Origin of the sequence: Thermoleptolyngbya sichuanensis A183 (genome assembly GCF_013177315.1) — a bacterium.
Lineage (GTDB): Bacteria > Cyanobacteriota > Cyanobacteriia > Elainellales > Elainellaceae > Thermoleptolyngbya > Thermoleptolyngbya sichuanensis.
Genome location: NZ_CP053661.1, coordinates 4362832 through 4378962, shown reverse-complemented (window position 1 = coordinate 4378962; position 16131 = coordinate 4362832). Strand labels below are relative to the sequence as shown.

Here is a 16131-nt window from a genome sequence, read left to right as displayed (position 1 = left end):
AGGGGGCGATCGCCCTTCTCGCCGTCCCGATTCCTTACACGCCATTCCTGACATGCTATTCCTTTTGATTTATTTCTAAGGTTCTATTTCTAACGCCCTATTTCTAATGCCCTATTTCTAATGCCAGATGTGCCCAATCTTGGCATCGCCAATAATGAAATCGCTAGTTCAAGCTTTCCCGACGAAAAAACTATGGCAAGTCCTATTGAATTCAGTTTGTTTGCGCCCTACAACGAAGCCGCATCGCTCATTGGTTCCTTTTCAGACTGGGAAGAAATCCCCATGAAAAAGGGAAAAGACGGCTTCTTTCGGGTTAGCGTGGATTTGGAAGATGGTGTTTATAATTATAAGTTTCGGGTTCAAAGTAAGTCCTGGTTTTTTGAACCCAATCAGTGGGTAGATGTGACCGATCCCTACGCCACCGATGTAGATGGAAAATCTTCTGAAGAGAACGCCATCGCGCGAATTAAAGACGGAAAGCGAATCGTTGATACCTACGTTTGGCAATATGACGACACGCCGCTGCCTGCCGATCACGAGCTGGTGATTTACGAAATGCATGTGGCGGACTTTTCGGGGGGTGAAGACGACCCCCACGCCCGCGGGCAATACAAGCATGTCATCGAAAAACTGGATTATTTGTGTGACTTGGGCATCAACGCCATTGAGCTAATGCCTGTGAAGGAGTATCCCGGCGACTATAGCTGGGGCTACAACCCTCGCCACTTCTTTGCCACCGAGTCGAGCTATGGGTCTACGGCTGACCTCAAACGATTGATCGACGAATGCCATCATCGAGGTATTCGCGTGTTCATGGACGGGATTTACAACCATTCGGAAGCATCGTCGCCGCTGACGCAGATCGACCATGACTATTGGTATCACCATGAGCCGCGCGACCCCGACAACAACTGGGGTCCAGAGTTTAACTACGAACATTACGATGAAAATCTGGAAACCTATCCTGCCCGCCGCTTCATTGGTGACACGGTGCGCTACTGGGTGCGCGAATACCATCTAGACGGTATTCGGTATGATGCGGCGCGTCAGATTGCGAACTATGATTTCATGCACTGGATCACACATGAAGCCAAGGAAACCGCAGGCGCAAAACCATTTTTTAACATCGCAGAACACATTCCCGAAACCACGAGCATTACCAATGTAGACGGGCCGATGGATGGCTGCTGGCACGACAGCTTTTATCACACGGTGCTGGCCCACATCACCGGCGATACTTTTGATCTGGAAGCGCTCAAGGATGTCATTGATGCCAAGCGCCAGGGCTTTATGGGCGCGACCAATGTGGTGAACTATCTGACCAACCATGACCACAACCATGTGATGGCAGAATTGAGCGATCGCCAAATTTTTGACGAAGCCGCATTCCGTCGCGTGAAGCTGGGCGCAGTGCTGCTGATGACGGCGATGGGCGTACCGATGCTGTGGATGGGCGAGGAATTTGGAGAGTACAAGTACAAAACGCCCGATCCCGCCAAGATTGACTGGACGCTGCTGAGTAACGACCTGAACCAGGGCTTGTTTGATTACTACAAGGGGCTAATTGCGCTGCGGAAACATAACGCCGCTCTGCACACCGAAAACGTCGAGTTTTTCCACGAAAATCCTGAAGTCAAGGTGCTGGCTTACACCCGCTGGAACGACGAAGGCTCCCGCGTGGCGGTGGTGGCGAACTTCTCTGACCAGTTTTTGGCAGGCTACACCGTGCCCAACTTCCCTGCCAATGGCACCTGGCACGAATGGACGGGCAACTACGAGGTGCAGTCTGGCGACGACCAGTTGATGACCGACCTGGGCGAGTTTGAGGCCAAGGTGTTTGTCTGGCAGGGATAGCCCTCAGCCTTTGCCGCTGCCCATCAGGTAAAGCAGCGCCATTCGCACGGCCACGCCGCTGGTCACCTGCTGCGAAATCAGGCTGAAGTCTGGATCGTCCATCAGTTCAGAGCTAATTTCCACGCCGCGATTGACCGGGCCGGGGTGCAGCACTTTGACGCTGGGCTTGCAGCGCTGGAGGCGATCGCCCGTAATACCAAACTGCTGGTGGTATTCGCGCAGGCTGGGCAGCAGGTGGCTGGTCATCCGCTCTTTTTGCAATCGCAGCGTCATCACAAAGTCGGCGTTTTCGAGCGCAGGATCGAGTTCCCAGTGGATGGTCGGCGGCAAGATAGAGGGTTGGGGAGTTGGGTTAGCCTGCTCCCCCGCTTTTTTCGACGGCGGTTTCACAAATTCTGCAAACCAGTGGGGCAGCAGCGTGGGCGGGCCGGCCAGGTGAACCTCTGCGCCGCTGGTGGTCAGGCTCCAGAGATTGGAGCGGGCCACGCGGGAATGCAGAATGTCTCCCACGATCGCAATTTTCTTGCCACGCAGCAGATCCACGCGGGGATAGTCGTGGTCTAGCAGCGTGCAGAGGGTAAACAGGTCGAGCAGTCCCTGCGACGGGTGTTCGTGCTGGCCGTCGCCTGCATTCAGCACGCCGACGTGGGTATTGAGCCGATCCATTTCCTGGGCGATCGCCTGGGGCACACCTGCTTCTTTGTGGCGAATCACCATCATGTCCGTGCCCATTGCCAGATAGGTCTTCGCGGTGTCGAGGATAGTTTCGCCCTTGGTGAGGGATGACGTGCCGGGGGCAAAGTTGAGCGTGTCGGCAGAGAGGCGCTTGGCGGCCAGTTCAAAGCTGCTGCGGGTGCGGGTGGAGGACTCAAAAAACAGGTTGGTAATCACCTGCCCCTGGAGGGCGGGCACTTTTTTGGTGCGGGTAGATAGCACTTCGCGGAAGCTGGCCGCCGTTTGCAGCACGGTGTCGTATTCCGCTGGCGAAAAGTCGGCCAGCGAAAGGACATGGCGGCGCGTCCAGTTTGGGGTCACCATAATGGTCATATGCAATACGATTTAGAGTTTAGACCATTGCTCTACTTCCTCCGCGCCCGATTCGGTAGAATCCGCAAAGTTTGGGGCGATCGCCCTTCTCCGCCACCTTCCTGCTGCCAAACCCTGCTGTTCGATCTGTCTAGAACCCTGTCATGAAATTTCCTGTATGAAACCGAGAGTGCTGAACCTGGGGGTGAACCGGATGCCAAGGGCGATCGCCCCACCCCGCCAACTTTCTGCCTGCCTGCTTTTCCTGCTGGCTGTGCTGCTTTTGGCAGGCTGCGGGAGCCGCACAGCCCCCCCGCCCAACGCTGCATCACCCCAGTCGCCAACTCGCACACCCATCGCAGCATCTTCCCCAGACCGTTCCAGTCCTAGAAGCTCCGATAAACCCGCCGCGCCCGCCGCCCCCGCCGCGCCCCAGTCCCTCGCCGCGCCGATTTCCCCCACTGCTGCCCCCCGGCTGACCACGGTCACGGTTTACCAGGCCGATGACCAGTGCGTGAACTTTGTGCCAGAGCAGGTGCAGGTGCCCGCCGACCGGCCGATGCAGGCAGCCGTGGGCAAGGTGCTGGAAAAACAGGGCGATGGTGACTTTGACCTGGGCGGCTATCGCGTCAGCCTGAATGCCCAAACGGGCGAAGCCACCATCGATCTGCGCCTGGTGCCGGGGTCAAAGCGGCAGATCGTTTCCCTGTCGGCGTGCGAACAGTTTGCGCTGTTTGGCAGCCTGCGCGAAACCCTGATGAAAAATCCTGAGTGGAATGTGAAGTCTGTCCGCTTTACCGAACGCGGGGAGGAGATTGTATTGTGAAGGACGTGAAAGTAAACCGTCGCAGCATAACAGAGGCAGAATACTAAGTCAGTGTTAGAGCCAATTTCTACGTCACTCAAGCATCCTGTTTCTAATTGCTCGATTCCCCAACCATTCCTCCCATGCCTAAAGCCCCCATCCTCCAGCCCGATCAGTCTTACATGTTTGCAGATTATTTCAGGCTCAACTTTGCGCCGAGGGATATTCTGGCTCATTTTGGGGTGACGCTCCAGAAGCGGGCGATCGCCTTTTCGCCTCATAGAGGAGAACTGGATCGACTGGACAGCCTGCAACAGCGCATTGAAGAGAGTCTCCCCCGACTCAGCCTGACCAGTGAAGCGGCGCGGCGCGAGTTTTTGATTGCCCCTGTGCTGACGGATGTGCTGCACTACACGCAAGCATTGCTGAATGTAGAATACCCAGTGGCGGTGAGCAATCAGCTTAAGGGATCGCTGGACTATTTTCTGCAAACGGACGTGACAGTTTTGGTAATTGAAGCCAAAAACGAAGACCTAGAGCGGGGATTTGTGCAGCTAGCAGTAGAGCTAATTGCGCTGGATCAGTGGATCGAGTCGGAGCAAGGGGTGCTGCCGGGGGCAGTATCGACCGGGAGCATCTGGCAGTTCGGCCAATTTGACCGACAGACACGACAGGTAACGCAGGATCTCAACCTGTACCGGGTTCCGGCAGATCTGGAGGCGCTGCTGCGAATCCTGGTGGGCTTGCTGAAGCCTGCACCGGGCGATAGCGTGGGGGCAGAACCTTAGCGCCTAGCCCAAATTCACTTATGTCTCAAGTTCATGTGGCGATCGCCATTCTGCATCAAGACGGTCAGTTTCTCCTGCAACTGCGGGACGACATTCCGGGGATCTATTACCCTGGTTGCTGGGGTTTCTTTGGGGGACATGTCGAGCCAGATGAAGCGCCCGATGTGGCAGTGCAGCGCGAACTGCTGGAGGAAATTGGCTACGCGCCCGCGCTGCTGGAGCCGTTTGCCCGGTATGACCTAGAAGACGTGGTGCGGCATGTGTTTCACGGTCGCCTGGACGTGCCTTTAGACCGCTTGCAGTTGAATGAAGGCTGGGACTTGGGCCTGCTCAGCCTGGAGGATATTCAGCGGGGCGATCGCTACTCGGCACGGGCGGGTCAGGTGCGGCCGCTGGGTCAGCCCCATCGCAAAATCTTGCTGGAGTTTGTGGAGCAGGGTTTTCTGAAGTCGACTTGATTCAGGATTTTCGTGGATTAGACAAGTTTTTATGAACGATGCGTTTAGCAAACAAAGCGGGCGGGGCGCAATGGGCTATCAGGGGGCGCTGGGTGCAAACACGGCGGGCGATTCTCTACCCAGTTCAAGCGGGAGTTCAAACGGCTTAGACTACCGCATTCGCGTCAGCAAGCGGGCCAAAAATATCAATATTCATGTCTCGCATTGGGGCGACGTGGAAATCGTCATTCCCCCCAGCGTTGACCCGCGCCAGGTGCCGGAGATTGTGGAGCGGCGACGGGAATGGATCGTGCGGACGCGACAGCGCTTTTTGGATCGCCAAGAAACCATGCCGCTGGACGTGGTGCAGCCCTTGCCGGAAGAAATTCAACTGCGATCGCTCCCCGAAACCTGGAGCGTCATCTACGCACCCGCACCTGGAACCCAGCTCACGGCCACCACCCGCAGCCCTTGCCAGCTTCACGTCCACGGCCCGACGGAGAATTTGGAAAGCTGCCAATCGCTCCTGCGGCGCTGGCTCAACCGCAAGGCGACCTACCACTTTTTGCCCTGGCTGCGGCAGGTGAGCCGCGAGATTGACCTGCCCTACACCAGCGCCTCTGTCCGCCAGCAAAAGACGCGCTGGGCAAGCTGCTCCAGCAAACGCACCATCAGCCTAAATGCCAAGCTGCTGTTTTTGCCTGCGCCGCTGGTGCGCTATGTGTTTATTCACGAACTGTGCCACACGGTTCACATGAACCATTCCGCCCAGTTTTGGGCACTGGTGGGCAAAAAAGAACCCGACTATGAACGGCTAGACCAGGAACTGCAAAAAGCCTGGTGCTATGTGCCTGCCTGGGTCGAGCGATCGCGCCCCACCAGCGCCGCCCAATAACCCAATAAACTCGCCTCAAAGTCTATGTTAGAAATTTTGAAAACTGGAGTATCATAACACAGCCAAAGGACGCAAGCCGTGAATTGGGTGCCTCAGGAATCGACTCCAGTGGATCGACAAGTGAATTGCCAAGTGGATCGCCAGGTGAATTGCCGGAGGGCTGTTCTGGCGCTTGGGGGTGGGGGCGATCGCCCTGCTCACCGAAAATCCCCGTGAACCACAGCCGCACCCCAGATCAAGCCCATGTCATTATATTCTGTATAACCTTGCCTAAAAGGCGGTTCCCATGAGGTGTCCCTTCTGTCAATTTACCGACAACCGCGTTTTGGAATCTCGCTCGGCCGAGTCGGGGCAAAGCGTCCGAAGGCGACGGGAGTGCCTGAGCTGCGGACGACGGTTCACCACCTACGAGCGCATTGAGTTTGTGCCCGTGATTGTGGTCAAGCGGAACGGCGCACGGGAATCCTTCGACCGCTCAAAGGTGCTGCGCGGCATCATGCGGGCCTGCGAAAAAACGGGTATTCCCCATTTAGAACTAGAAAATCTGGTAGACGAAATCGAGGCCGAACTTCAGCAACGATCGGTGCGCGAAGTGCCCAGCCAGGAAATTGGCGAGCTGGTGCTGGATCGGCTGCAAGACCTGAACGAAGTCGCCTACATCCGCTTTGCATCGGTCTATCGACAGTTTCGCGGCATTCGAGATTTTGTAGACACGCTCAACCAGCTTCAGGGCGCGTTGGGAAACGGCAGCAAGTCTGAGCGGAGAGGGGCGATCGCCCCCTCAGTTCTAGACCCCTCTGAGCAGGAAGACGAGCTGGGTGTCTTATGAGGCAAGCCCCTGAGACAAACCACTGAGACAAACCCATAAGACAAGCCCCTGAGACAAACCACTGAACGTTCGCCCAGGCAAGCCCAGAAAAAGTTTCACGCTGAACTTACTTGATATACGCCTGAGACAAACCACTGAACGTTCGCCCAGGCAAGCCCCGTTCACCCGTGAGTCTGCTGCAAATTTGGAGCAGCCAGCCGCTCAATGAAACCCTGTTTGCACGAGCTTCAGCCAGACAGCCCCCCACACGCGAGAAAATTGCAAAGTTATACAAGAATTCCGCAAAAGTCTGGCTACCTGAAGGGCGACCGTGGGGTATGATAGATCTCCTAGGGTTAGCAACAACTTCGGTGCTGCGCTTACAATAGAAGGCGGCTGAAACATCAACGTCTAAAACGCAGAATCTTGGAGTATCTGGTTACGCCCCTTTGGGTGTACATCTGTCAGGACAGTGCTGGCTGATGCGGGCAGCGGTCGGGCATGTTGTGCATTAGCTTAAGGAGAATGTCGGCCCAACAAAAACTACGGAGACGAACACTAGGAAACGATTAGCATGGTCAATCAGGAAAAAGTAGACATTGGTTTTACGCACGAAGACTTTGCCGCTCTTCTCGACCAGTATGACTATCACTTTAGCCCCGGTGATATTGTGGCGGGGACGGTGTTTAGTTTGGAGCCGAGGGGCGCTCTGATTGACATTGGCGCTAAGACGGCCGCCTACATCCCTATACAGGAGATGTCGATCAACCGCATCGATACGCCAGATGAGGTGTTGCAATCCAACGAAACTCGTGAGTTTTATATCCTCACCGACGAAAACGAAGAAGGCCAGCTAACGCTGTCTATTCGTCGGATTGAGTATATGCGGGCCTGGGAGCGTGTTCGTCAGCTTCAGGCAGAAGACGCAACGGTTCGCTCTGCCGTATTTGCAACCAACCGGGGCGGTGCCCTAGTGCGGATTGAAGGGCTACGCGGCTTTATTCCAGGTTCCCACATCAGCACCCGCAAGCCCAAGGAAGACCTGGTGGGCGAAGAACTGCCCCTGAAGTTTTTGGAAGTGGACGAAGAGCGCAACCGTCTGGTGCTGAGCCACCGCCGCGCCTTGGTGGAGCGCAAGATGAATCGCCTGGAAGTGGGCGAAGTGGTGGTCGGCACGGTGCGCGGTCTGAAGCCCTACGGTGCGTTCATCGATATCGGCGGGGTCAGCGGTCTGCTGCACATTTCCGAAATCTCTCACGACCACATCGACACGCCGCATAGCGTCTTCAATCAAAACGACGAAGTGAAGGTCATGATTATTGACCTAGATGCTGAGCGGGGCCGGATTTCGCTGTCTACCAAGCAGCTTGAACCCGAACCAGGCGACATGGTGAAAAACCCCGATGTGGTTTACGAGAAGGCGGAGGAGATGGCTGCCCGCTGGCGAGAGCAGAAGCTCCAGCCCGCGCAGTCGGCTGATGCTGGGCTTTCGCAGACAGCAGACTACGAAGTGGAAGAAGTGCTGCTGGCTGCTGAGTAAGCGTCTGGCATTCGGAGACCTGACCGCTTGAGGCTATAGGCTCGGTGCGGTAGGGCAAATGGATTGATTACAGAATGGATTGATTACAGAGTGGATTGATCACATGTTAATCGTTAGCGTTTCAGATGGAGACGCTTCTGACTGAGGAGGGATTGTCCCTCCTTTTTGTTTGTTAGGACTGACGCAGTTGGTGTGCTTTTGGGGTAAGGATGCTGATTCGGTGTGGCTCGGTGATGTTTCCAGACGTGCAGGCGGTGGTCTTCGATAAAGACGGCACGCTGGCAGATTCGGCGCATTTTCTGCGGGTGCTAGCTCAGCGGCGATCGCGCTTGATTGATGCCCACATTCCCGGCGTGGAAAGTGCGCTCCAGCTTGCCTTTGGGCTGGACGGGGATCAGTTGAATCCGGCTGGACTAATGGCCGTAGGCACTCGCCGCGAAAACGAGATTGCGGCCGCCGCCTACGTTTCGGAAACGGGACGCGGCTGGCTAGAGTCGCTGGCGCTCGTTCAATCAGCATTTCAGGAGGCAGATCAGTCCTTTTCTCGAAAGGCCGACCACACGCCCTGCTATGAAGACGTGGCAAAAACGCTGCAACGGCTGGCGGGTGCAGGGCTAAAGCTGGCAATTTTGTCGTCGGATACGACGGCTCAGGTGGTAGACTTTGCCGACCGCTACGAACTCACACCCTATTTGCAGGTGTGTCAGGGAACAGAGGAGGGGCCGAGCAAGCCCGATCCGATTTTGCTAGAGCAGGTTTGTGGGAAATTGGGCGTGTTGCCAGGACAAACGCTGGTGGTGGGTGATTCTCAGGCAGATGTGCAGTTGGCGATCGCCGCCCGATCGGCCGGATGTATCGGCATCGCCCGCAATCCGGCTGCTGTATCCGGCTTAGCAGGAGCCAGCATCGTGATTGAAAGTCTTCAGGAAATTCAGATCTGACGACATTCAAAGCAGAAAAAAGCAGAAAAAAGAGGCGTAGAGTCTGATCTCTACACCCCTCACTCTAAAAAAACGGAGTCTCTAGAGCAGGCTTAGTCAAAAGCAACCCAATCCATCGACACCCAGCCACCACCAGCTAAGCGACCCCAACCACCAGAGATCTCCACAATGTCAATCGGGGTGCCGTTGGGAAGCTCGTCAATATCAATGAAGCCAGGGCCAGGGCCGCTCCGGACGATCAGCGTGCCGCCGTTGGTGGAGACATAGTAGCCGCCGATGCCGCCACCGCCGCCACCGCCGCCGCCACTGCCGCCAGCGCTCAGCCAGTCCATCGACACCCAGCCGCCGTCAGACAGACGACCCCAGCCGCCCGAAACTTCGACGATGGTGACCGAGGTGCCGTTGAAGAGTTCATCAATAATGGCAAACCCAGTGCCGGGGCCATTGCGAACCAGCAGCGTGCCGCCGTTGGTAGAGACGAAATAGTTGCCGGTGCCGCCGCCACCGCCGCCACCGCCGCCGCCACTGCCGCCAGCGCTCAGCCAGTCCATCGACACCCAGCCGCCGCTAGACAGACGACCCCAGCCGCCCGAAACTTCGACAATGGTGACCGAGGTTCCATTAAACAGTTCATCAATAACGGCAAACCCAGTGCCGGGGCCATTGCGAACCAGCAGCGTGCTGCCGTTGGTGGAGACGAAATAGTTGCCGGTGCCGCCACCGCCACCGCCACCGCCAGTGCCGCCACTGCTCTCGACTGTCCAAGCTTGTGAAATCCAGCCACCACCTGAGATGTTGTACCAGCCGCCTGAGGAACCCACCACGCGAACCACCGTGCCGTTAGACAGATAGTCGATGGGCGCAAACCCAGATCCCGGGCCGTTGCGAACGGTCAGGGGGCTGCCATTGGTCGAAACTCTGACGAAATCTGGGCCGCCGTCATCGCCAGGGCCGCCAGTGCCGCAGCTAACGCCCACGTCGTAAATCGAACCACTCAGACCGAGGCTGCTGGCGGTTGCTGGGCCGACCACGCCATCCACAGAAAGCCCCTTCGACAACTGAAACCGTCTGACAGCGGATAGCGTGTTGGAGCCAAAAACGCTGTCAACAGAGCCGGGGCTGAAGCCCGCCGAAGCAAGGGCGCTTTGCACATCGCCTACCTGGATGCAGGTATCGCCAAAGCGAACCACAGCTTGGGCTTCTGGCGCAACGCCACCAACGGCAGATACGACGACTGCGGTAGAGAGGGTTCCCAGCCAGACCGAGCTAGGAATTTCCAGGCTTACCTGAAGTTCAGGAGCCGGATTCGGGTCTTCGTAGGCAACCGCAGCATGAATATATGCTAGTGATTCCATAAGTCTCCTCACTCGTTGAATACGAGTTTTCCATGTTTTTAGACAGAACCGAGGCTCAGGTTTAGTCAGGTTAAAACCAAAAAAAATCGACGCTTCTTGGGACTATTTAAACCCAGGCTATCTCTCTCTAGAGGGCACCCGCAATATGAGAATCTGCGTGTTCTTGGAAAGAAATGGACGGCGAAGAAGGGCAGCTTTAAACCTAAACTATTTCCTGAATTATCCTACGAACTCTGAAAATCGCAAAGTGGATCGTGCAAAAATCTTGATTTAGCAAGGGGGCGATCGCCCGGAATATTTCTAAATATGGGCAAACGGGCGATCGCAACAAATCTGTAAACTAGGGCTGATTAAGAAACCTACTCAGGAAAGGGCAAAGTCTGCCCGCGATATATTGTGTCGATCCGCTACATTTTGCCACTAAACTTCTAAAGAAATTCTGAAAACCACGAACCTCAAAAGCCCCTGTCTTGTAGTACAAAAAGACTAATTTGCGTTTTTCATTGGTCCGAATCTGGTGATGAGAATCACGGGCTGGCTTTTTAGGTCTGGTAGATCAAGGTGATGCAGCATACAAATCCTCACAATGATTCGACCCATCGCTTCAATTTGCCCGACTCTCCTTTAAGACCTAAAGCCGAATCTGCTGTGAAAGCAACCCTCACATTCTCCCTATAGATTTGGCAACGAGTCGCTCCAAAAATCCAAACTGCGATCGCGATTTTGCCTGATCTTTGTCTGACTTGATAGGGCGGGTGGCTGAGTTGAGACGGGTTGACTGCAAGATTCTGATTGGCAAGCGAGATGCTCAGAATAGAGCCTCAAAAGAAGCGATCGCCTTGCGGGTTGAAAGGTCTCTTAGCTTAATCCCTTACAGTCGGACAATGCCCTCAAGAACCTGCTGATTCTGGTTCCTAAAACCAGATTTAGAGGATTTGCAAAGCCGAGAAAGATCGAAAAAGAGGCTGAATAGGGCGCTATTTTGCAGGGGCGGGAGGTGCGGACTAAGGGCGATCGCCGCCTCATTTGCAAAGCAAACTGCAACAGATTGAAACGGATATTTGCGTTAGCAAGCGGCAACGTTCATCCCTGCTGGGATTGCGCTACGATTGCGAGAGAAAGAAAAAAGTCAGGCAAGTAAAAGGAAATATCGCTTCATGTTCGACGAAATTGACAAGTCGATATCCTTCGATGGCAGGGATATTCGGCTGAAGGTGGGGCTATTGGCTCCCCAGGCAGGCGGCGCAGTGCTCGTGCAGTCAGAAGATACCGCTGTATTTGTGACAGCGACCCGTGCCTCAGCGCGAGAGGGAATCGACTTTTTGCCGCTGCTGGTAGATTACGAAGAGAGATTATACGCGGCAGGGCGGATTCCGGGTGGTTTTTTGAGACGGGAGGGGCGACCCCCTGAAAAGGCAACGCTCGTGAGTCGATTAATCGATCGCCCCCTGCGCCCCCTGTTTCCTGGGTGGTTGCGGGACGATATTCAGGTTGTGGCCACTACGATGTCGATGGATGAGCGAGTGCCGCCCGATGTGCTGGCCGTCACGGGTGCTTCAATCGCCACGCTGTTGGCCAAGATTCCCTTCAATGGTCCAATGGCGGCGGTGCGTGTCGGGCTAATTGGCGACGACTTTATTATCAACCCCACCTACAAAGAGATTGAGGAAGGCGATCTCGATCTGGTGGTCGCAGGTTCGCCTGAAGGCGTGATCATGGTGGAAGCGGGCGCAAACCAGCTTCCGGAGCAGGACATGATCGAGGCGATCGACTTTGGTTATGAAGCGGTGCGCGACCTGATTCAGGCGCAGCTTGACCTGATCAAGGAACTGGGCATCGAACTGGTGAAAGAAGCGGAGCCAGAAGTCGATTCTACGCTAGAAGACTTTATCGGCGATCGCACCACACAGGCTATCAAAGAAATCCTGACGCACTTTGAATACACGAAGGGCGAGCGTGACGAAAAGCTAGAGGAAGTGAAAGCCGCCGTTGCCGCTGAAATCGCCGAAATGCCTGAAGATAGCCCCATCCGCATGGCGGCCGAAGCCAACCCCAAAGCCCTGCCCACCGTGTTTAAGAGCGTCACCAAAAAGCTGATGCGGAAGCAAATTATCGAAGACGGGGTGCGCGTGGACGGGCGCAAGCTGGATGAAGTCCGCAAGATTAGCTGCCGCACAGGGGTTTTGCCCAGCCGGGTTCACGGTAGCGCCCTGTTTCAACGGGAGCTAACCCAGGTGTTGTCGGTGGTGACGCTGGGCACCCCAGGCGACGCGCAGGAAATGGACGACCTGCATCCCGACGAAGAAAAGCGCTACATGCACCACTACAACATGCCGCCCTACTCGGTCGGGGAAACAAAACCGATGCGATCGCCCGGCCGCCGCGAAATCGGCCACGGGGCCCTGGCAGAGCGGGCGCTGGTGCCAGTTTTGCCCGAAAAATCGGACTTCCCCTATGTTATCCGCGTCGTATCCGAGGTGCTGTCTTCCAACGGCTCCACCTCGATGGGGTCGGTCTGTGGCTCCACCTTGGCGCTGATGGATGCGGGCGTGCCCATTTCCAAGCCCGTCAGCGGAGCCGCTATGGGGCTGATCAAAGAAGGAGATGAAGTCCGCATCCTGACCGACATTCAGGGCATCGAAGACTTCCTCGGCGACATGGACTTCAAGGTGGCGGGCACCGACACGGGCATCACGGCGCTGCAAATGGACATGAAGATTACGGGGCTGCCTGTCTCGGTCGTGGCGGATGCGATCAACCAGGCCCGCGCCGCCCGACTGCACATCCTTGAAAAAATGCTAGCCGCCATAGACAAGCCCCGTGCTGAACTGTCGCCCTATGCACCGCGCCTGCTGACGATCAAAATTGACCCCGAATTTATCGGCATGGTTATCGGCCCCGGCGGCAAGACCATCAAGGGCATAACCGAGCAGACCGGAGCCAAAGTCGATATCGAAGACGATGGCACCGTCACTATTTCTGCAATCGACGGCGAAAAGGCAAAGGCTGCCCGCGCCATCATCGAGGGCATGACCCGCAAGCTCAGCGCAGGCGATGTCTATGTGGGCAAAGTGACGCGCATCATTCCCATCGGCGCATTTGTGGAATTCCTCCCCGGCAAAGAGGGCATGATCCACATTTCGCAACTGGCGGATTATCGCGTGGGCAAGGTCGAGGATGAAGTTGCCGTTGGCGATGAGGTGATCGTGAAAGTGCGCGAGATCGACCAGCGCGGACGGATCAACCTGACTCGTCTCGGCATTCATCCCGACGAGGCAACCGCGGCGCGGGAAGCAGCCGCGCAGTAGATTAGCAGCCGATATCAACTGGGGGTCAGGTTTTAGAGCTTGGAAGGGCGAGGTGTTCAAACCAAGCTACTCTCCAGCCGTTGAAATTTAGCACCTGACCCCTAGACCCTCAAACGAGTTCCTTGGCAGCAGGCAAGATACCCCGGCGGCTGAATCCATGATCCAGGCGGTTCAGAAGCTCCAGATCCGCTTCGGGCAGGGCAGCCGATGGCGTGCCCGCTGTCGGGAGCGGCTTTTCTAGAAATGTAAAGGCACGGCGGAACTGACGCGAATCTGCCAATAGTGGCGCATCCAGGTGGCAGGGCAGAATGCGGTGAAAGTCCCAGCCTGCGACCCTGGCGGCCCAGTCTAGCGTTTGCTGGGGGGCGCGGTTGAGGATGAGCTTTTGCAGAATGGGGGCGACGAGTAGCCGTCCGTCTTGGCGCAAGGCTTCAAAGGACTGTTCCCAGCCTGGTTTCCAGCGAAAAGGATAGAGTCCGAAATAGTTGCGCCGAGAGCGATCGCCCACCTGTCTTGCCTCTGCAAACACATTACCCCAAGGGGGAACCTCCAGCGCTCCGGGGCTAAAGTAAAAGGCAAATAGCACAATTCGCTGCCAGCCTTTGAGACGGTTGACGGGTTTGTCTTCGGGGACTTCCGAAGCGCGATCGCGGGCATGGAACAGCAGCGGAAATGGGTCAAGCTGCACCACAGGCGGCGGCTCAGCAGGAATTGAGACAATGGAATCGGTGAGCAGGAGGGAGTGCGATCGCCGATGAAAAAACGCCACTTCCTCAAAAGGTCCCACGCCAAGATGAATTGGCCCCAGCACGGCATAGTCAAACTCATCGGCAAAGGGCGCATCTTGCGGCTGTTCGGGCAAGGGCTGCGTCCGGCCCAGCGGCAGGCCCAGCCAGCTCAGCGGCAAGTTGAGCGGAAAACTCCACTGATGCGGCGCAACAAAGACCTGGGCAGTGCGGAACTGCCGCGCAAACGGCCCCACAAACACCTTATGCTCAAGCCCCGACACCGTTGGCAAAATGATGTACTGCACGGCACCATGCTGGGCTTCTAGCTCCCGCAGCAGGCGCACGCATTCTCTGGTAGGGGCGATCGGCGCGTAGACCAGCAGCCCGCCCGCTGCCAGCCGCACCACCGTCATCCGAATCGGCACCACCACGTAGAAAATGCCCTGGACTTGGTCAAATGTCCAGACTGTGTCTTTCACAATCTCGGTTCGCAGGGTGCGCCGATTGCCGTAGGGATAGAGCGGCACGAGGGGCCAGAAGGGCCAGCGCCAGTCTGACGAATTTTCAGACGAATCTTCAAAAAATACGCGCTGCGGCAGGCCTGAGGCCGGTGCTGGCTGCCCGCCGCCGCGTCCATTCAGAGTGGAATCATCCACAGTTGTTAATCCAGCAATCAAAAAGACAGGGATAAGACAGAAACTTCCATCCTATCCTTATCTAATCGTCAAACCAATCGCTTTAGCAATCCTGAGCCGCGTTTCTAGATGACTCCATGCTGCCTGAACCAGTCCTGCATCCGCCGCCAGCCATCGGCCGCCGCTTCGGGGCGATAGGTGGGGCGATAGTCGGCATGGAAGCCGTGGGGCGCTTCGGGATAAGCAATAATTTCGCTGGGCGCGTTGGCGGCCTTGAGTGCAGACTTCATTTGTTCCACGCTGTCCAGCGGAATGCCGTCGTCCTTTGCGCCATACAGCCCCAATACAGGAGCCTTGATGTCTGCTGCCACATCCACCGGGAATTGCGGCTGTAGCTCGGTCGGCGTGCCCACCAAACGACCATACCAGGCAACGCCTGCCTTGAGTTGGGGATTGTGAGCGGCATAGAGCCAGGTGATGCGCCCGCCCCAGCAAAAGCCCGTGATGCCCAGTCGGGTTAGATCGCCGCCAGCGGTGGCTGTCCAGGCTGCGGTCGCATCCAGGTCAGACATTACCTGAGCATCGGGCACCTGGGCCACGATGGGCCGGATCGCGTCGATATTGGGAAGCTGCGTCACGTCGCCCTGGCGCTCGAACAGATTGGGGGCGATCGCCAAATAGCCCAATTGCGCCAGCCGACGGCATACGTCCTGAATGTAGGCATGGATGCCAAAAATCTCTTGCACCACCAGCACAACAGGAAAGCCCGTGCCCGTGCTGGGCATGGCTCGGTAGGCGGGAATATCGCGATCGCCCACGGGAATCGAAACGAACCCCGCCGTCAGGCCCGCGTCGCTGGTGGTAATGGTTTCAGCCGAGATGGGACGCACAGCCACCGCGAAGCCTGCCGCCAAAGTGCCCAGCAGCAGGTCGCGACGACGAATGCCCAGCGGCAGACGAGAGTTGGAGGCATTGGGGGACATAGGCTTGGATTAAGTTTTGTAAACTGTG

13 protein-coding genes are annotated in these 16131 nt (G+C 56.5%); 9 read left to right on the top strand and 4 right to left on the bottom strand.

Translation table 11 applies throughout. The features are described 5' to 3' along the window. Positions 1-192 precede the first annotated feature (192 nt). Positions 193-1854, top strand: a complete 1662-nt coding sequence (locus tag HPC62_RS18205) for an alpha-amylase family glycosyl hydrolase (RefSeq protein ID WP_172357935.1) — start codon at positions 193-195, stop codon at positions 1852-1854. Positions 1855-1857: 3 nt separating this feature from the next. On the opposite strand, the gene HPC62_RS18200 is transcribed toward HPC62_RS18205, so the two are convergent. Beyond that, positions 1858-2892: an aspartate carbamoyltransferase catalytic subunit gene (locus HPC62_RS18200; RefSeq protein WP_172357933.1), complete on the bottom strand. Its 1035-nt coding sequence runs from the start codon at positions 2890-2892 to the stop codon at positions 1858-1860. A gap of 166 nt (positions 2893-3058) precedes the next feature. Here HPC62_RS18200 and HPC62_RS18195 point away from each other — a divergent pair, with 166 nt between their 5' ends. From HPC62_RS18195 to HPC62_RS18165, 7 genes are all read left to right on the top strand, one after another. Then, entirely contained in the window at positions 3059-3706 is a 648-nt protein-coding gene (locus tag HPC62_RS18195) for a sporulation/spore germination protein (protein ID WP_172357931.1), read from the top strand. A 122-nt stretch (positions 3707-3828) separates the two neighbouring features. Then, entirely contained in the window at positions 3829-4473 is a 645-nt protein-coding gene (locus HPC62_RS18190; protein ID WP_172357929.1) for a hypothetical protein, read from the top strand. A gap of 20 nt (positions 4474-4493) precedes the next feature. After that, a complete protein-coding gene (locus HPC62_RS18185) occupies positions 4494-4931 on the top strand; it encodes an NUDIX hydrolase (protein WP_172357927.1) in 438 nt (145 codons plus the stop codon). 31 nt (positions 4932-4962) lie between these two features. After that, on the top strand, positions 4963-5805 hold the full coding sequence (locus HPC62_RS18180) for a M48 family metallopeptidase (protein ID WP_225906614.1): 843 nt from the start codon (positions 4963-4965) through the stop codon (positions 5803-5805). A 286-nt stretch (positions 5806-6091) separates the two neighbouring features. After that, a complete protein-coding gene (nrdR, locus tag HPC62_RS18175; RefSeq protein WP_172357925.1) occupies positions 6092-6634 on the top strand; it encodes a transcriptional regulator NrdR in 543 nt (180 codons plus the stop codon). Between the two features lie 553 nt (positions 6635-7187). Then, a complete protein-coding gene (locus tag HPC62_RS18170; protein ID WP_172357923.1) occupies positions 7188-8153 on the top strand; it encodes a 30S ribosomal protein S1 in 966 nt (321 codons plus the stop codon). A gap of 209 nt (positions 8154-8362) precedes the next feature. Further along, positions 8363-9094, top strand: coding sequence for an HAD family hydrolase (locus HPC62_RS18165; protein WP_172357921.1), 732 nt, complete (start codon positions 8363-8365; stop codon positions 9092-9094). Between the two features lie 92 nt (positions 9095-9186). On the opposite strand, the gene HPC62_RS18160 is transcribed toward HPC62_RS18165, so the two are convergent. After that, positions 9187-10449 carry an SH3 domain-containing protein gene (locus HPC62_RS18160; RefSeq protein WP_172357919.1) on the bottom strand — a complete coding sequence of 421 codons (1263 nt, stop codon included), beginning with the start codon at positions 10447-10449 and terminating at the stop codon, positions 9187-9189. Between the two features lie 1157 nt (positions 10450-11606). Between HPC62_RS18160 and HPC62_RS18155 the strand changes: the two genes are divergently transcribed. Then, entirely contained in the window at positions 11607-13757 is a 2151-nt protein-coding gene (locus HPC62_RS18155; protein WP_172357917.1) for a polyribonucleotide nucleotidyltransferase, read from the top strand. Between the two features lie 109 nt (positions 13758-13866). Here HPC62_RS18155 and HPC62_RS18150 read toward each other — a convergent pair whose 3' ends face one another. Together HPC62_RS18150 and HPC62_RS18145 are read right to left on the bottom strand one after the other, a co-directional pair. Beyond that, on the bottom strand, positions 13867-15084 hold the full coding sequence (locus HPC62_RS18150) for a DUF4336 domain-containing protein (RefSeq protein ID WP_172359032.1): 1218 nt from the start codon (positions 15082-15084) through the stop codon (positions 13867-13869). 161 nt (positions 15085-15245) lie between these two features. Then, entirely contained in the window at positions 15246-16103 is an 858-nt protein-coding gene (locus HPC62_RS18145) for a dienelactone hydrolase family protein (protein ID WP_172357915.1), read from the bottom strand. Positions 16104-16131 lie beyond the last annotated feature (28 nt).